The 14,636-nt window shown below is 61.3% G+C and carries 15 protein-coding genes; 9 read left to right on the top strand and 6 right to left on the bottom strand.

The features are described from left to right. The first annotated feature begins 8 nt into the window (after positions 1–8). Together Q7T10_RS01160 and Q7T10_RS01155 are read left to right on the top strand one after the other, a co-directional pair. A complete protein-coding gene (locus Q7T10_RS01160; protein WP_304744994.1) occupies positions 9–503 on the top strand; it encodes a methylated-DNA--[protein]-cysteine S-methyltransferase in 495 nt (164 codons plus the stop codon). Then, positions 500–1,411 carry a DMT family transporter gene (locus Q7T10_RS01155; protein WP_304744991.1) on the top strand — a complete coding sequence of 304 codons (912 nt, stop codon included), beginning with the start codon at positions 500–502 and terminating at the stop codon, positions 1,409–1,411. The genes Q7T10_RS01160 and Q7T10_RS01155 overlap by 4 nt, the downstream gene beginning before the upstream one ends. 24 nt (positions 1,412–1,435) lie before the next feature. On the opposite strand, the gene Q7T10_RS01150 is transcribed toward Q7T10_RS01155, so the two are convergent. After that, the gene (locus Q7T10_RS01150) at positions 1,436–1,612 is read right to left on the bottom strand and encodes a hypothetical protein (RefSeq protein ID WP_304744989.1); all 177 of its coding nucleotides are present in this window, start codon (positions 1,610–1,612) and stop codon (positions 1,436–1,438) included. 78 nt (positions 1,613–1,690) lie between these two features. Then, positions 1,691–2,902 (bottom strand): cyclopropane-fatty-acyl-phospholipid synthase family protein, encoded by a 1,212-nt coding sequence (locus tag Q7T10_RS01145; RefSeq protein WP_304744987.1) that lies wholly within the window; start codon positions 2,900–2,902, stop codon positions 1,691–1,693. Between the two features lie 167 nt (positions 2,903–3,069). On the opposite strand from Q7T10_RS01145, the gene Q7T10_RS01140 reads away from it, so the two are divergent. From Q7T10_RS01140 to Q7T10_RS01130, 3 genes are all read left to right on the top strand, one after another. After that, a complete protein-coding gene (locus Q7T10_RS01140) occupies positions 3,070–3,474 on the top strand; it encodes an Hsp20/alpha crystallin family protein (protein WP_304744985.1) in 405 nt (134 codons plus the stop codon). Between the two features lie 113 nt (positions 3,475–3,587). After that, complete coding sequence (gene lon / locus Q7T10_RS01135; RefSeq protein ID WP_304745168.1) at positions 3,588–5,906, top strand: endopeptidase La; 2,319 nt, start codon at positions 3,588–3,590, stop codon at positions 5,904–5,906. A gap of 145 nt (positions 5,907–6,051) precedes the next feature. Beyond that, on the top strand, positions 6,052–6,261 hold the full coding sequence (locus tag Q7T10_RS01130; RefSeq protein WP_304744983.1) for a hypothetical protein: 210 nt from the start codon (positions 6,052–6,054) through the stop codon (positions 6,259–6,261). 73 nt (positions 6,262–6,334) lie between these two features. Here Q7T10_RS01130 and Q7T10_RS01125 read toward each other — a convergent pair whose 3' ends face one another. Further along, positions 6,335–6,574: a BON domain-containing protein gene (locus tag Q7T10_RS01125; RefSeq protein ID WP_304744981.1), complete on the bottom strand. Its 240-nt coding sequence runs from the start codon at positions 6,572–6,574 to the stop codon at positions 6,335–6,337. Positions 6,575–6,792: 218 nt separating this feature from the next. On the opposite strand from Q7T10_RS01125, the gene Q7T10_RS01120 reads away from it, so the two are divergent. Genes Q7T10_RS01120 through Q7T10_RS01105 form a run of 4 tightly spaced genes read left to right on the top strand, consistent with a single transcriptional unit; the run spans position 6,793 to position 9,831 of the window. Then, entirely contained in the window at positions 6,793–7,227 is a 435-nt protein-coding gene (locus Q7T10_RS01120) for a hypothetical protein (protein WP_304744979.1), read from the top strand. A 6-nt stretch (positions 7,228–7,233) separates the two neighbouring features. Then, positions 7,234–8,868, top strand: a complete 1,635-nt coding sequence (gene groL, locus Q7T10_RS01115; protein WP_304744977.1) for a chaperonin GroEL — start codon at positions 7,234–7,236, stop codon at positions 8,866–8,868. Positions 8,869–8,892: 24 nt separating this feature from the next. Continuing rightward, positions 8,893–9,351 carry a host attachment protein gene (locus Q7T10_RS01110; RefSeq protein ID WP_304744975.1) on the top strand — a complete coding sequence of 153 codons (459 nt, stop codon included), beginning with the start codon at positions 8,893–8,895 and terminating at the stop codon, positions 9,349–9,351. A gap of 51 nt (positions 9,352–9,402) precedes the next feature. Next, positions 9,403–9,831 (top strand): universal stress protein, encoded by a 429-nt coding sequence (locus Q7T10_RS01105; protein WP_304744973.1) that lies wholly within the window; start codon positions 9,403–9,405, stop codon positions 9,829–9,831. On the opposite strand, the gene Q7T10_RS01100 is transcribed toward Q7T10_RS01105, so the two are convergent. The 3 genes from Q7T10_RS01100 to ftsH form a co-directional block, all read right to left on the bottom strand. Next, positions 9,817–11,658: an adenosylcobalamin-dependent ribonucleoside-diphosphate reductase gene (locus Q7T10_RS01100; protein WP_304744971.1), complete on the bottom strand. Its 1,842-nt coding sequence runs from the start codon at positions 11,656–11,658 to the stop codon at positions 9,817–9,819. The genes Q7T10_RS01105 and Q7T10_RS01100 overlap by 15 nt on opposite strands. Before the next feature lie 85 nt (positions 11,659–11,743). Beyond that, entirely contained in the window at positions 11,744–12,733 is a 990-nt protein-coding gene (locus Q7T10_RS01095) for a zinc-dependent alcohol dehydrogenase family protein (RefSeq protein ID WP_304744968.1), read from the bottom strand. A 37-nt stretch (positions 12,734–12,770) separates the two neighbouring features. After that, complete coding sequence (ftsH, locus tag Q7T10_RS01090) at positions 12,771–14,636, bottom strand: ATP-dependent zinc metalloprotease FtsH (protein ID WP_304744966.1); 1,866 nt, start codon at positions 14,634–14,636, stop codon at positions 12,771–12,773.

Genomic DNA, 14,636 nt, shown 5'->3' with positions numbered 1-14,636 from the left:
AATTTGATATGAAATTCTCAGCATCCACCGTTCAGACGAGCTTTGACAGCCCGCTTGGGCGCATCATCCTGGCCGCTTCGGGCAACGCATTGGTAGGCGTGTGGTTTGACGGTCAAAGCCACCAGCCCGACACATCCATCTGGCCTCAGGCCTCAGAGCACCCCGTGCTGCAACAGGCGCAGCGCCAGTTGAGCGACTACTTTGCCGGCCGCCGCACGTCCTTTGACCTGGCCCTGGACTTCGCGCAAGGCACTGCCTTTCAGCAGGACGTCTGGCGCGCCCTGCTGGAAATCCCGCGTGGCTCCACCCGCAGCTATGGCGCATTGAGCGCCCGCATCGGCAATCCCGCTGCGGTGCGTGCCGCGGCCGCGGCCGTGGGGCGCAACCCCCTGAGTATCATCGTGCCCTGCCACCGCGTGCTCGGGGCAGATGGCAGCCTGACCGGCTACGCCGGCGGACTTGAGCGCAAGGCGGCCTTGCTGCAACTTGAAGGTGCACTTTGAACTCACCCCACTCCAAACAACCCTGGCTCATTGAGTTTGTGCTGCTCGCCGCGCTCTGGGGCTCGTCCTTCCTGTTCATGCGCCTGGGCACAGTCGAATTTGGCGCCATCCCTACCGCTGGCGTGCGCGTGGCGATCGCCTCCCTGTTTCTGTTGCCCTTGCTGCTGTGGCGCGGTCTGGGGCCGCAACTGGCCCGGCACTGGAAGAAAACCATTTTCATCGGACTGCTCAACTCCGGCATTCCCTTCGCCTGCTTTTCCTTCGCGCTGCTGTCAATCAGCACCGGCTTGTCTTCCATCCTCAACGCCACCGTTCCCCTGTTCGGCGCCATGGTCGCCTGGGTCTGGCTCAAGGACCGGCCACACGGCCTGCGCATTCTGGGCCTGGTGATCGGCTTTGTCGGTGTCGCCCTGCTGGCATGGGACAAAGCCAGCTTCAAACCCGATGCCTCCGGCCCGGCCACCGGCTGGGCGGTGCTGGCCTGCCTGCTGGCGTGTCTGTGTTACGCCATCGCGGCCAGCTTCACCAAACGCCACCTGGGTGGATTGCCGTCGCTCGTCACCGCCACTGGCAGCCAGCTGGGCGCCACACTGGGGCTGGCGCTGCCCACCCTGTGGCTATGGCCGCAACGCATGCCGGGCACCACCGCCTGGCTTGCCCTGCTGGCGGTCGGCGTACTGTGCACCGGCGTCGCCTACATCCTGTACTTCCGCCTGATTGAAAACGTCGGCCCGGCGCGCGCCCTGACGGTGACCTTTGTCGTGCCGGTGTTCGCGGTGATCTACGGCACGATCTTCCTGAATGAAGCGGTCTCAATGTGGATGGCGTTTTGTGGCGCCATCATTGTCTGCGGCACGGCACTCTCGGCCGGCTTGCTCAAGCTGCGACGCCCGGCCCTCAGCCCCTGAGTTGCCGCCGTCAGGAGCAATTCTTCACGGGCTCATGCTCCAGTTGATCGACAGAAGATACCAAAGGATCAGCGCCGGGATGACCACCGGCATCGACAGGCCCACGAACATCAGGGTCGTCATCAGGAACGTCCCCATGTCGCTGATCCAGAGCCTGAACAACTCCAGCAGGTCGACGTTCCAGAAACTTTGTTTTTTCATCCCCGAACGATACCCCCGCACGGCGGGCTTTGCAAACAGCCCCGTCGCCGGGCTTGGCCACACGATGCCGGGCACCGCTCAGGACCGGCCTGCGTACATATAGTCGCGTGTCAGCGGCTGCTGCCGCAGCTCGTTGTTTTCGGCCTTGCTGCACAGAATCTGGTAAAGATTCATCCAGCCATTGGCAAAACCATGGGCACAACCGGCGAGATAGATCTGCCAGATGCGGTAGCGGCGCTCGCCCGCAATAGCCATGGCTTCATCCCGGCGGGCTTCAAGGTTGTTTGACCACGCCTCGCAGGTGCGGGCATAGTGCCGCCGCAAGGACTCGACATCCACCACCTCCAGCCCGGCACCGGCCATCTCCTTCAGGGCCAGAGAAACATGCGGCAACTCCCCGTCGGGGAACACATAGCGGTCGATGAACTCACCGGCACCCATGCCAATCCACCGGCTCTCCACATCGCTGGTTGTGATGCCATGGTTGAGAACCAGTCCCTCATCTTTGAGCAGGCCATGCACCGCCCTGAAATAGGTGGGCAGGTTCTTCAGGCCAACATGCTCAAACATGCCGACGCTGGCAATCTTGTCGTACGCCTGCGGTTCATTCAGGTCACGGTAGTCACACAGCAGCACGCGGCAACGGTCGGCCAGGCCAGCACGCTGGATCTTTTCCTGTGCCAGATCAAACTGGTTCTTTGACAGAGTGATACCGGTGGCAATGGCGCCATATTTCTGCGCCGCACGGATGATCAACGCCCCCCAGCCACAGCCGATATCGAGGAATTTCTCGCCCGGCTTGAGCATCAGCTTGTTCAGGATATGGTCGAGCTTCTGGCTCTGGGCCGCGTCGAGGGTGTCTGTTTCGTTTTGAAAATAGGCACACGAATAAACCATGTCGCGGTCAAGAAACAGCGAGTAGAACTCATTGGCAACGTCGTAGTGGTATTCGATCGCCTTGCGATCGCGATCCCGACTGTGATTTCTCGCCCACTGAACCGCCGACGGCAGCCTCGCCGTCACATTGCGCGCCAGTCCCTCCGCGACCTTGAACACGTTTTTCGGCGAGCCATCAACCCGGATATGACCCTCGACAAAGGCCTCTCCCAACTTGTTGAGGTTCGGTGCGATGAAGTAACGAAGCGCCGACGAACTCGGGATGGTTACCGTCACACTCGGGTCGCTGGAAAAGTCAAACTGGCGACCATTCCACAGCTCGATGCGCAATGGCACGGTGGCCTTCGCACGGATCTGGTCCATCGTTTTCAAAAAACGTTTTTCAAAGAACATGTGGCAACCTCCATGACCTCTGACGATGCCTTGATGGCCAGCCAGTGGCGTTGACAATCATCAAGCCGGCGAGCGCCCGGCTTCTTGCGATTTGTCAAGCGTTCGCCCGGGTGTCGAACTTACGCTTTGTCCACCCGTGAGACCTGCCGGATGGAAAAGGAAAATCAATGCAACGCCGTGATCCCAGAGAATGGATGCTGGCCGAAGCCGTCGAACTGCTTCAGACGGCAGACCGGCTTCAGCGCCAGTTTTTCCTGATTGGCCAGGTCGCCGAATCACCCTGCTGGGAGCCTCCGGTCGACATGTACGAAAACGGGCGCGTGCTGGGCCTGCTCATCGCGCTACCAGGTGTCGCGCCGGAACAGTTCGAGGTCACCCTCGAACAGCAGACCATCATGGTTCGTGGCGAGCGGGCGCTGGGTGCAAGCTTTGGCCCGGGCGCCATTCTGCGGCTGGAGATTCCGTACGGGCGCTTCGAGCGCCGCATCGACCTGCCCGAAGGCGACTATCGGCTGGTCGAGATGCAACTGGAGAACGGCTGCCTGAGACTCCATCTTGAGCAACTCACATGAACCAAGTCATCAAGCTGCTGGAAAACAAGGACCTCGACCCGGAAGCGGGCAAGCCCGCCGCGGGGGTACAAGGGAAAGGACCCGACGACACTGGCAACGTTCCGGACGACGCCATGATCATCGTGCCCGTGCGAAACATGGTGCTCTTCCCCGGCATGATTGTGCCCATTGCCATTGGCCGCGAGAGTTCCATTGCGGCGGCCCAATACGCCGTCAAGGCGGGGCGTCCCGTTGGCATCCTGATGCAGCGAGACCCGGACGTGGAGACACCCGAAGCGGATGATTTGCCGCTTGTGGGCACGATCGCCTCCATCCTGCGTTACGTCACGACGCCCGACGGCACCCACCATCTCATTTGCCAGGGCCAGCAGCGCTTTCGCGTGACCGGCTACCTTGCGGGTTTTGCGTTCACAGTGGCCACCATCGAGCGCATCGTTGAAAGCGTGGTCGAGGGTGACAAGGAAATCGAGGCGCGCTTCCTGCAACTCAAGGAGCGGGCCCTGGAAGTCCTGCAACTGCTGCCGCAAGTACCCCAGGAAATGGTTCATGCAGTCCAGGGCGTCGATGCGCCGGGCATGCTGGCCGACCTGGTGGCCGGGTACGTGGATATCAAGGCGTCCGAGAAACAGGAACTGCTGGAAGAAGTGGATCTGCGCAGCCGAATGGACCGGGTGCTTGACATGCTGGTGCATCGCATCGAGGTGCTGGAGCTCTCGCGCGACATCGACAAGCGCACCAAAGAAAGCATGGGACAGCGCGAGCGTGAGTATCTGTTGCGCGAGAAACTCAAGTCGATTCAAAAGGAACTCGGGGAGGACGCGGCAGGCAATGTCGCTGAAATCAACGAGCTGGGCAAACTGATCGCCGACGCCAACATGCCTGAAGAAGTCGCCAAGCAGGCCGGCAAGGAGCTCAAGCGGCTTGAACGCATGTCCGACGGCTCAGCCGAATATTCGATGGTCCGTACCTACCTCGACTGGCTGGTCGAGTTGCCATGGAAGGACCCCGAGCCCGATGCCATTGATGTGGCCCAGGCCCGCCACGTTCTGGACGCCGACCACTTCGGGCTCGAACAAGTGAAAAAGCGCATTCTTGAGTTTCTGGCGGTGCGCAAGCTCAAGCCCGGCGGCCACGGCCCCATTCTTTGCCTGGTGGGTCCGCCTGGCGTCGGCAAGACATCGCTCGGCCAGTCGATCGCCAGGGCCCTGGGCCGGAAATTCGTTCGCGTGTCGCTGGGCGGCGTGCACGACGAGGCAGAAATACGCGGCCACCGGCGCACCTACATTGGCGCGCTGCCCGGCAACATCATCCAGGCGCTGAAAAAAGCCGGCACACGCGGCTGCGTGATGATGCTCGATGAAATCGACAAACTGGGAACCGGTATCCATGGCGACCCCTCCGCCGCCATGCTGGAGGTGCTGGACCCGGAGCAAAACAACACTTTCCGCGACAACTATCTGTCGGTTCCGTACGATCTGTCCCAGGTCCTGTTTATCGCCACCGCCAACGTCCTCGACACCATTCCCGGCCCGTTGCGCGACCGCATGGAGGTATTGCATCTTGCCGGCTATACGCAGGAAGAGAAGCGCGAGATTGCACGCAGGTATCTGGTGGCGCGCCAGCTGGACGACAGTGGGCTTCAGCCCGAGCAACTGGAAATCACCGATGGCGCGATTGCCGCCATCATTCGCGATTACACCCGCGAGGCTGGCGTGCGCAATCTGGAACGTCAGATTGGCGCCGTGTGCCGCCGGGCAGCGGTGCGCATTGCCGAGGGTGAGGTCCAGGCGGTGCGTGTCGATGCACCGGACCTGGCGGAAGTACTCGGTCCAGCCAAATTCGAAAATGAAGTTGCATTGCGTGCGGGCATGCCGGGCGTCGCCACCGGGCTGGCCTGGACGCCGGTGGGAGGTGACATCCTGTTCATCGAAGCCAGCCGCACCGCTGGCAGCGGCCGCCTGATCCTGACCGGCCAACTGGGGGACGTGATGAAGGAGTCGGCGCAGGCAGCCCTGACCCTGGTGAAATCAAGGGCGGCAACGATCAGGCTGGATCCTGCCGTCTTCGAAAAAACGGACGTTCACATTCATGTGCCTGCCGGAGCGATTCCAAAAGACGGACCCAGCGCCGGCGTCGCCATGTTCATTGCGCTGGCCTCCCTGTTCATGGACCGGCCCGTGCGCAACGACGTCGCCATGACCGGAGAAATCAGCCTGCGCGGGCTGGTGTTGCCGGTTGGCGGCATCAAGGAAAAAGTGTTGGCAGCACTGGCCGCGGGGATCAAACGGGTGATGTTGCCGGCGCGCAACCGCAAAGACCTGGAAGAAGTCCCGCAGCAGGCCCGGCAACAACTTGAGTTCGTTTTTCTGGAAGACGTCGAGGAGGCGGTGCGCATCGCCGTTGAGGCAGACCGCACTGACCCGGCGCAATAACCCGGCGCCAAATCCTTGCGGATGTCGCATCCACGATCCGGACACACAATTTATTCCGGTGCACGGCGTCCACTTGCGAAAAGTCAACTATCAACAGGGTCAGCCCCGCTATATTTGCGGCAAGTCACACGTCAGGAGTTGAGCCATGAAAGACTCTGAGTCAAAGACCGAGATGGCGAAGACCATCGGCGAGGTCAGTGCAGCGTTGTTCGAATTGCGCGATGCGTTTGTCGAGCTATCGCTGGCTTTGAAAGACTGGCAATTTGAGCATGACAGTGAACGGAAAAAACAAAGCGAGGAAACGCTTCGGCATCTGCTGGAGCAAGTGATGTCGGCCCGCCATCCGTCCTCTTGAAACCGGGAATATGCCTCTGCGCTACTAGCGCAGGGTGCGAACCAATCTGGCGTGAAACACCAGAGAAAATCGCCTAATGGTGATGTTTCTTTGAAGTCGGTTGCGTCGGTTTCACCTTAATCTCCAGACCACGCATGCCGGGAACCCGCCTGGCCGTTCTTTCAACCTGGAATCTCGTTTGATGTGTGTCAACCTGGCCGCTCAGGGTCACCACTCCGTTGTCAACCATGACTTCAATTTCGGAGGCATTGACAGCGGGAATCGCGTCAAGCCGCTCCATCAAGTCTGCTTTTAACTCTGCATCTGTCTTCATGAGCTCTCTCCTCCAATGGGAACGCAACGCCATCCGGCCAAGGTGCCGTTGTGGCGCTTGAATGACTGTAGACAAAGCCGGCATAGTTATTTTTGAGAATTCTCAAAGCTGAAACCGCTTTTCATTGAGCAGTTGACGTTTCGCAACGTGGTCCGCCGAGCCAGGTGCGAGATTCCAGTTGTGTTCAGTGTCAACAGATGACATGCCCATGCGCAAGAGTGAAAGGACTGATCATGAAACATTTTTTAACAACGACTGGCTTCATTTTTGTTTTGGCGGCGACCTGCGTCTCATGCGACAAGATCAAGCCACCCCAGCCTGAACTACAGAAGCCCCCCGCTGCGTCCGGCCAGGTTGATCAGCAACAGGGGGAGCGCAAGGCATTCTCCGACACTGCGCAAAAAGAGCTGGATGAGCTGCGCGGTGCCATTGCCGAATTCAAGGCAAAGGCCGAGGCTGCCAATGCTGAGACCAAAGCAAAGCTTGGCGAGGAAGTCGGAAAACTTGAAGCCGACCTGCGTGACACGCAACAGCGTCTCACCGAGCTGAAGTCGGCGACGGTTGACTCATGGAATCAGATGAAAGAGTCGTTCGGTAATTCTCTGGGCAAGCTGAAGAACGGCATCGAAAATTTCCGCAAGAGCGCCACTTGAGCGACCATGAAACCGAAGCAGCTCATCTTCCACGATGCCGCCCGCGACAAGATCCGCCGGGGCGTGGATGCGCTGGCTGAGGCGGTCAAGGTCACCCTGGGTCCACGCGGACGGACTGTCATTCTGGAGCGCGACTTCGGACCGCCGCAGATCGTGAATTCTGGCGTTCTGGTGGCCAAATCGATAGAGCTGGAAGACCGGTTTGAAAACATGGGCGCGCAGTTGCTGCGCGAGGTCGCCGCCCGCACCAGCGAGATGGCGGGCGACGGCACCACCACCGCCACCGTGCTGGCCCACGGCATGATTCAGGAAGGTTTGCGGTATCTGGCCGGCGGCATGAATCCGATGGATCTCAAGCGCGGCATTGAGTTGGCCATCGAGACCGTGGTCGCTGAAATCAGGAAGATGGCCAAACCCTGCACCACCTCGCAGGAGATTGCGCACGTGGCGGCGATTTCGGCCAACAACGACCGATCCATTGGCGACCTGCTGGCCAGTGCCATTGACAAGGTGGGGCGTGAGGGCGCGATCTCGATCGAAGACGGCTCCGGGCTGGTCAGTGTGCTCGAAGTGGTGGAGGGCATGCAGTTTGACCGGGGCTTTTTGTCGCCGTACTTCATCAACAATGCCGAGCGGCAAAGCGCCGTGCTGGAAGATGTGGCGATCCTCTTGTGTGAAGGCCGGCTGTCGTCACTGAAGGACCTCCTGCCGCTGCTCGAAGAGATTGTGAAGGCCGGCCGGCCCTTGCTGGTGATCGCGGAGGAGGTAGACAACGATTCGCTGGCCGCGCTGGTGATCAACACGATTCGCGGCACCATCAGAACCTGTGCCGTCAAGGCGCCGGGCTTCGGCGACCGGCGCAAGGCGATGGTGCAGGACATTGCTGTCCTGACCGGGGGCAGCGTCGTCAGCGATGAGGTGGGGTTGACCCTGGCCAAGGTCAAGCTGTCGGATCTGGGGCGCGCCACACGCGCGGAAATCACCAAGGAAAACACGACGCTGATTGGTGGCGCCGGCCAGCCCAAGGCGATTCACGAGAGGATTGCCACCATCCGCAAGGAGCGCGAACTCGCCACCAGCGATTTCGACCGCGAAAAGCTCGACGAGCGGGCCGCCAAACTGGCCGGCGGTGTCGCCCTGATCAAGGTGGGTGCCGCCACTGAGACCGAGTTGAAGGAGCGCAAGCTGCGGGTTGAAGATGCCCTGCATGCGACCCGGGCTGCCGTGGAGGAAGGCATCGTTCCCGGTGGCGGCGTGGCGTTGCTGCGGGCGCGACGTGCACTGGAAAATTTGACCGGCAGTACGCTTGATGAAACATCAGGCATTCGCCTTGTTTCGCGCGCACTCGAAGAACCGCTACGTCGTATCGTCAGCAACGCGGGGGATGAGCCTTCGGTGATTCTCAACCGGGTCGACGAATCGCCGGATCAAGCCTTCGGCTACAACGCGGCAACCCGGACTTACGGTGACCTGCTGCAAATGGGTGTGATCGATCCGGCCAAGGTCACACGGCTGGCGCTGCAAAATGCCGCGTCCATCGCCAGCCTGATTCTGACCACCGACTGCATGATTGCCACAGCCCGCAGGCAATCTCCTGATGAGGGTGCGTTGAGTCCAGAGGGCAACGCACCCATTTTTTAGCGAACACGCAACAAAAGGAAAATTATGGACAAGACTTGGATTCTGATAGCGAACGCCGAGCGGGCACGTTGCTTCGAGCGTCATGCCACGGATCACTCGCTCACCGAACTAGCCGATTTCGTGCATCCTCACACCAGCCTGACTGGCGAGGCCGGCGGGGGCGACTTGACGGGCGCTGCCGGAAAGGGGCATGGTCGCACCGGGCACGCTGGCACGCAATTTGAGCCCCGCACAGAGGCCCACGCCAAAGAGCGTGGCAGCTTCGCCCGACAACTGGCGGACTACCTCAACGAGGGAGTGGCCGCGCAACGATGCAATGCACTCGTGCTGATTGCCACCAGTCCGATGCTGGGCGAACTCCGACCCTGTTTGAGCAGCGCCGCGGAAAAGTTGGTGCGCGGCAGCATCGCCAGCGACCTGACTCTCTATCGGGGTCCCGAGTTGAAGGAGCGCGTCGATCGCGCTCTTCAGCTGCCTGATTGAACGGTGTACGTCCGGTTTCCTTGATATCCGTTTGAACAACAGGAGCACGACATGCTGAAGATTCTGATTGCGGTGGATGGATCCGAACACGCGAACCGGGCGATGGAGGCCGTGGCGAAAATGGCCCGATCTTCATTGGATCTGGAGGCCATCCTGCTCTGCGTCAGTCCTGAGCCGATCTTCTATGGCGACTACACCGCTGCCACCATCCAGAAAATCGAAGAGGATCAAAAAAATCAGCAAAACACCATACTGACCAAGGCAACAGAGCACGCCAGAGCGCTGGAGTTCAAGCTCGGTGAGCCGGCTCGGGCCTACGGCGTTGTTGCCAACGAAATCGTGCGTATCGCGAAAGAGCTGCAAGTCGACCAGATTGCCATGGGCACACGCGGCATGGGCGCCGTTGGCAACATGCTCCTAGGCTCGGTTGCCCAACGCGTGATCCATCAAGCGCCGGTTCCGGTGCTACTTGTCAAATAAGCCCGCAACGCCTGCTGGTGCGTCTGCGGGTTGCCTGCGCTCGACCCAGCGGTGCCCGACCACAGAGTCGCCACCCCTGCTGCCCTCACGGTAGACGGCACACCCTTTGAGTCCAAGTTCCCAGGCGCGTCGCAAGACAACCCCAAGTTCCTGGGCGTTCGCGCTCTGCCGCAGCCGCACCGTCTTGGAGATCGCATTGTCCACACAGGACTGCACGGTCGCCATCATGCGCAACTGATCTTCAGCGCTGACCTCCACTGCCTCAACAAAATACGCCGGCAACGGGGCCTGGGGCCCATTCAGTTCTTTATACGCGCGCCACGCGGCATCTTCCACGTCAAAAGTCACAGGCTGGCCATCGGCGCCACGCACCCGGCGCACGGCCTTGAAGGCAAAGATCGGCTCGATCCCGCTGGAGACGTTGTTGGCAAGCAGGCTGATGGCGCCTGTGGGCGCCACCGCCAGCAGATGGCTGTTGCGAATGCCATGCGCCGCGATCGCGTCCTGAATATCGCGCGGCAGATCCAGCACGAAGGGACTGGCGCCATATTTGATTTTGTCAAACGCGGGGAAGACGCCCTTCTCCCTGGCGATCTCAATGGAAGTGCGGTAGGCCGTGTCACGTATCACGGACATGATCTCGTGCGTCAGGTCAATGCTCGCCTGGGAGCCGTAACGCAAGCCCAGCATGGCAAACATGTCGGCCAATCCGGTGATTCCCAGCCCGATTTTCCGGCTGGCGCCTGCGGCTTTTTCCTGGACCTTGAGCGGAAACATGGAGATATCGTGAACGTTGTCCAGAAAGCGGGTGGCGATGCCGGCAACGGCCTTCAACCCGCCAAAATCCACGCTGGGATGCTGCGCAAAGGGGTGCTGTACAAACCGCGTCAGGTTGATCGAGCCCAGATCGCAGGCGCCATATGGTGCCAGCGGAATTTCGCCGCAGGGGTTGGTGGCTGACAGGTTTTCACAGTACCAGAGGTTGTTGACCCGGTTGATCCGGTCGATGAACAGAACACCGGGCTCCGCACTGGCATGGGCGACGTCAAGCAGTCTGCTCCACAAGGCGCGGGCCGGTACGCGCCGGTGCACCAGGCAAAGCTGCGGTGTCGTGCCGCCGGACCATATACGCTCACACACCTCGCCGCCGACGGGAATCGCGTGTTCTCCGAGGGGGAAGATCAGGGGCCACGGGCCGTCTTCGTCCACGGCACGCATGAAATCGTCAGAGATCAGAACCGACAGGTTGAAATGCGGCAAGGCGTCGCTGGCGATCTTCGCCTCAATAAATTCTTCAATGTCGGGATGATCGCAGCGCAAGGTTGCCATCATGGCGCCGCGGCGCAGGTTGCTCGACTCCAGCACCGTGTTCGATTCTTCCCAGACCCGCATGAAAGAAACTGGTCCCGACGCAACACCACCACTGGCTATCGCCAACGAGCCCGCCGGCCGCAAGGTGGAAAAGTCAACCCCCACCCCACCGCCGGCCTGCAGGGTCACCATGGCCTCACGCAGGGCATTGAAAATGCCTTGTACCGAGTCCTCCACCAAACCCATCACGAAGCAATTGAACAGCGTGGCACGGCGCGACGTTCCTGCCCCGGCCAGTATCCGCCCGCCTGGCAAAAAACGGAAGTCGTTCAGAATTGCCCGGAAGCGCTCGCGCCATTCGTCGTGGTGATTCGCCTCCGCGCCTGAGACCGCAAGCGCCACCCGATCCCAGGTGGCTTCGATCGAGGGCTCCTGCATGTGGCCGCCTTCGCACCAGCGGTATCTGGTGCGCCAGACATGGTCTGAAATCTTCCCGGTGAAGCGAGTTGTCTGCATGGCGCGCCTTCCAAATCCATCATTGGTTTCAGCGTAGCCATCGTCGGCCGGCGAGCTTTGACAAATCGCAAATCCGGGGTGATCGTCAGGGCACCAGCACTGCCGCGCCATCGATGGCGCCAGCCCGTAGCGCCGCGATGGCCTCATTGGCCTGAGCCAGAGCAAATAGCTGCACATGGGTCGTGACCGGGTAGCGGCCGATGAGCGAAAAGAACGCATCGCCATCTTCCCGCGTCAGGTTGGCTACCGACCGGACACTGCGTTCGCCCCACAGCAGCGCGTATTGAAATGAAGGTATATCGCTCATGTGGATGCCGGCACACACCACAACACCGCCCTTGCGCGTGGCACTCAGTGCCGCGGGCACCAGTGAACCCACCGGTGCAAAAATCAGCGCCGCGTCGAGCTCAACGTCGGGCCGGTCATCGGAAGTGCCTGCCCAGCAAGCACCCAACTGAAGCGCAAAACGCTGGCTTTGCTGGTCGCCGGGTCGCACGAACGCATAGACCTGCTGACCCAGAGCGACAGCAATCTGGCAGATGATGTGGGCCGCCGCGCCAAAGCCGTAGAGCCCCAGGCGCATGGCGCCCGATACACCGGACATGCAGTAGGCGCGGTAGCCAATCAGGCCGGCGCAAAGCAGCGGCGCCGCGTGCACATCGTCGTACCGCTCGGGCAGTGCAAAACAAAAACGGTCGTCGGCCGCAACGTACTGTGCAAAACCACCGTTGCGGTCGTAGCCCGTGAATACGGGCGTGTCGCACAGGTTCTCCCGATCACTGGCGCAGTAGTCGCAATGACCACATGTGCCACCCAGCCAGGGAATGCCCACCCGGTCGCCCACCTGAAATCGGGTTGCCAGCGGTCCTGCCGTCACCACGCGGCCAACCACCTCATGCCCTGGCACGATGCCCGGATGCCTGGGTGGCAAATCGCCGTCCAAAATGTGCAAATCGGTACGGCAGACACCGCAGGCCAGTACCTGGATGACCACCTCGTGCGCCTGCGGCTGCGGCATCGGCAAATCGGCCATGGCCAGCGGCTGCCCGGGCGCGGACAAGGTCATGGCCAGCATGGCGCCGTGCCCCTTTCGAGCTTGGCCATGAAGCGGATCATGGCGTTTCAGCAGGCGACGTGGCTACCTGCGGCGTACGAGTTGAATCGATTCGCGTCAGGTCCATAGCCAGGGCACGTATGGCCGCCTCATCCAGTGTTTCCTTGTCCAGCAGGGCACGCGCGCCGCGCTCCAGCACGTCGCGATTCGCACCCAGAATGGCGGTTGCGGCATCAAAGCCGCCCATGACGATGCCCCGGATCGCATCGTCTATGCGTTGCTGCGTGTGTTCCGAGACCGGACTACCCTGAGGCAGCACCCCTGCCGGGACATCGAGCATCTGCTGGCGCTTGGGCTCAAAGGCGACATAACCAAGGTCCTCGTCCATGCCATAGCGGGTCACCATGTCGCGGGCAATGTCAGTGGCTTTGGCCAGGTCGTCCGCCGCACCCGTTGACAGCACTTGAAACACCAGCTTCTCGGCCGCCCGCCCGCCCAGCAAGACGGAGATTTTCTGCTCAAGTTCGGGACGCGTCATCAGGTAGCGGTCCTCGGTGGGGCGCTGGATGGTGTAGCCAAGTGCGCCAATGCCGCGCGGGATGATCGATACCTTGTGCACCGGGTCCGTGCCCGGCTGGGCCAGCGCCACCAGGGCGTGGCCCATCTCGTGAAACGCCACCGCCTCGCGTTCCTTGGGATTGAGCACCCGGTTCCTGCGCTCCAGGCCGGCGACGATGCGTTCCACGGCGGCCGTGAAGTCCGGCAACGTGACCTGATCCGCCTTGCGCCGGGTAGCCACCAGCGTGGCCTCGTTCACGAGGTTGGCCAGGTCGGCGCCGCTGAAGCCGGGAGTCAGGGCTGCCACGTCCTCCAGCCGCACACCCGAGTCGAGCTTCACCTTGCGCACATGCACCTTCAGGATGTCAATGCGGCCCTTCCGGTCCGGACGGTCCACCAGCACCTGACGGTCAAAGCGGCCCGCGCGCAGCAGCGCGGGATCCAGGATCTCGGGCCGGTTGGTCGCCGACAGGATGATCAGCCCGACCGACGAATCAAAACCATCCATCTCCGACAGCAGCTGGTTCAGCGTCTGCTCCTTCTCGTCGTGGCCGCCCAGGCCAGGAAAGGCACCCCGTGCGCGCCCCAGTGCGTCCAGTTCGTCAATGAAGATGATGGCCGGCGCCATGGCGCGCGCCTGCTCAAACAGATCGCGCACCCGCGCGGCACCCACGCCGACGAACATCTCGACGAACTCGCTGCCCGAGATCGAAAAGAAAGGCACGCCGGCTTCGCCCGCCACGGCCCGGGCCAACAAGGTCTTGCCCGTGCCGGGCGGCCCCACCAGCAGCACGCCTTTGGGAATATGGGCGCCCAGACGCCCGTATTCCTGCGGATGCTTGAGGAAATCGACGACCTCTTCGAGCTCATGTCTGGCCTCGTCGACGCCAGCCACGTCAGCAAAGGTGACGCCGGTATCGGTCTGGACGTAAATCTTGGCGCGGCTTTTGCCAATCGACAGGAATCCGCCCATACCCTGCTTGTCGGCAAAGCGGCGGAACAGGAAGAACCACAGCCCAAAAAACACGAGCGCCGGCACGATCCACGACATCAGGTCTCGCACTAGCGTGTTCTCCACGACCCGGGTATACGGCACGTCGTATTTCTCCAGACGTGCCACCAAGTCTGGCTCCACGCGCGCCGCCACCAAGGTGGTCTTCTTCCCTTCAGCCGACTTCAGTCGGCCGATGATCGTGCGGTCGGAAACCGTGATGTCGGCAATGCGGCCGGCGGCCAGGGCCTTTTCGAATTCACTGTAGGGCACCGCCTGCGCCTGACTGGCGTTTTGCCAGACGTCCTGCAGCAGCAACAAAAGCACTAGCGCCATAAGCCAGTAGCCAAGGTTCCAGGTCTGTTTCTTGTCCAA

It is taken from the genome of Rhodoferax sp. (assembly GCF_030646845.1).
GTDB lineage: Bacteria > Pseudomonadota > Gammaproteobacteria > Burkholderiales > Burkholderiaceae_C > Rhodoferax.
The sequence above is the reverse complement of the archived record's forward strand: the minus strand, read 5'-3'. Positions and strand labels throughout refer to the sequence as shown.